This window comes from Armatimonas sp. (assembly GCF_043760365.1).
In the GTDB taxonomy this organism is placed as follows: Bacteria; Armatimonadota; Armatimonadia; order Armatimonadales; family Armatimonadaceae; genus Armatimonas.
The window spans coordinates 1-1,887 of sequence record NZ_JAYUPA010000331.1; the positions used below are offsets into that span (position 1 = coordinate 1).

Annotated in this window: 4 protein-coding genes; 2 read left to right on the top strand and 2 right to left on the bottom strand. The window is 58.7% G+C overall.

Annotated elements, in window-relative coordinates; all coding sequences use genetic code 11:
- A partial coding sequence (locus tag ACH2EH_RS08085; protein WP_395140611.1) for a hypothetical protein occupies positions 1 to 213 on the top strand: 213 nt, incomplete at its 5' end.
- On the opposite strand, the gene ACH2EH_RS08090 is transcribed toward ACH2EH_RS08085, so the two are convergent.
- Entirely contained in the window at positions 179 to 715 is a 537-nt protein-coding gene (locus tag ACH2EH_RS08090; protein WP_395140613.1) for an ABC transporter permease, read from the bottom strand. The two genes, ACH2EH_RS08085 and ACH2EH_RS08090, sit on opposite strands and share 35 nt — an antisense overlap.
- A 39-nt stretch (positions 716 to 754) precedes the next feature.
- On the opposite strand from ACH2EH_RS08090, the gene ACH2EH_RS08095 reads away from it, so the two are divergent.
- Positions 755 to 1,183 (top strand): hypothetical protein, encoded by a 429-nt coding sequence (locus ACH2EH_RS08095; protein WP_395140615.1) that lies wholly within the window; start codon positions 755 to 757, stop codon positions 1,181 to 1,183.
- Here ACH2EH_RS08095 and ACH2EH_RS08100 read toward each other — a convergent pair.
- A partial coding sequence (locus ACH2EH_RS08100) for a hypothetical protein (protein WP_395140617.1) occupies positions 1,162 to 1,887 on the bottom strand: 726 nt, incomplete at its 5' end. The two genes, ACH2EH_RS08095 and ACH2EH_RS08100, sit on opposite strands and share 22 nt — an antisense overlap.

Consider the following 1,887-nt stretch of genomic DNA (forward strand, 5'->3'; position numbering starts at 1 on the left):
CTTTTTCTCTTCCTCTCCCTTCTCCCTCTCCTTCTCCCACTCCTCCTACTTCTCCTCTTCCTCCTTCTCCCTCTCCCTCTCCCTTCAATTTCCTTTAGGGATCTTCCATTCGATGCGGAATCTAGAGATCTCAGATCTGCGATGCGCGTATTCGGCAACATACTCATGGCTGTTATAGTCAAAGGTAAAAACAATTTTGTTTTATTAATATGATGATTTTATATGATGTTGTTTTTACTGTGTCAAAAAACAAAAAGAGCGACGAGTAGGCAAGCGCTCCCACCGGGATGATGCGCAGGTCGGAGACGATCCGTGGCCACTCGGGCTTCAGGCCATAGACCGCAAAGCCCAGCAACAAGACGGAGAGTGCGACCGTTACCGTGATCCCCACCCAGGCCCCAATCAGCTTCATTAGCAGCAGACGCCAGCGGGGAACGGGCCGGGTAAGCAAGTAGACAATAGTCCGTCCTTCGATCTCCGCCGAGAGCGCCCCCGTTCCGTAGATCACGGAGAGAATGGTGAGCGTGAAGCCAAAGACAAAGTAGGCCGCGAGTGTGTTGTAGGCCTCCGCGGGGTCAAACCGATCGCCAGGCACGATCGCGCGCCAGATAATCGCTGCCAGCGCGGGAAGGATCAACAAGAGCAGCGCGGTGAGGAGCCGCTTGGGTTTCAGCGCCTCAAGCAGTGATGTTTTCAGGATAAAGAGATCGGCCATAGCAGGTGTAGTATACCTTTCGCGGGTATAGTTAACCTCATGAACAAACGCAATCCCGAAGTGACGGCGCTTATTGAGCGCCTCCAACAGCAGATGAACCGTGCGGTAGATGTTTTCTCAGAGGTGTCGGGCGACGAGCTCAGTGCCCACCCTTGCGCAATGGGCGGGAACCTGAACGACTTACTGGCCCACAATGCCGAGCACGCGAAGATGCACTATGGGCAGATCTCTGACCGACGCTACTCCCTCGGGGTGATCCAGAAATCCCCACGCGAGCGCTATCTGGCGGAGTGGTATAAAGAGCGTGCTGCGCTCATTGCGCTGCTGCTGGATCTGCCCGACGATGCTCTGGATAAAGAGAGCGAGCCCGGTGTCACCACCATCCGCAAGATCATCGAGCACATCCTCCACTGGGACACCTCCTCGGTGGAGGACACGGCAAAAAACTACGGCTCGGGTGGGCAGTAACCACACATAATCGGTGGGATCGCGGCAATATAGCCCTCGGGCGGCACGACGGGCCAGCAGTCCTGGGGTGCGGCGGTGGCGATGAGGCAGTGCGCGAACTTAGGGGCATCGCCCGGCTCGACGCAGGGAAGTAAGTCCGTGCCGTAGTGCCGATGCGCACGCAGTGCCCAACCAGGCTCGCCATAGACCGGATGGTTCTTCTGGAGCGCCCGTGTGAGCGCGAGCAGCCCAACCGTCGGAACTTCGGCGCGAAAGGCGGCAAGCAGGCGCGGCCAGTAGTCCAACGCGCAGGGGCGAACACACGGAATTCCCTGGCAAAGATTCGTCCCCGCCGGGCCATCGGGATCGTCTACACCGTCCACCACGATGCCCCGTTCACACTCAGGGCAGAGAACAGGAATAATTTCGAGACTTGGAACGGCAGTGCGCACCGCCTGAAAAAACGCGAGTGGGAAGAGAATCTCCGGCTTCTGGTAGGCCGTGGCCGCGATCTTCTCGCCGGGTGCATTGTCCCAGCTCCGGCAGCACGGGTTCCCACAGCCACAGCCCATCGGCGGCCCCTGGATCTCGGAGAGATAGAGCGTGTGGCACCACGGATTGGCGAGAACGCGCTCCGTCACGGTAGCCAGCGCGTGCGCGAAGGCCGCTTTGGTATTCAGCCCAATCCAGCCACCAACCAGCATGGGGTGGGTCGTAGCCCCCCC

What these genes read in the sequence shown, in the direction of transcription:
- ACH2EH_RS08090 (WP_395140613.1), bottom strand. Translation starts at nt 715, where the DNA reads ATGGCCGATCTCTTTATCCTGAAAACATCACTGCTTGAGGCGCTGAAA.
- ACH2EH_RS08095 (WP_395140615.1), top strand. Translation starts at nt 755, where the DNA reads ATGAACAAACGCAATCCCGAAGTGACGGCGCTTATTGAGCGCCTCCAA.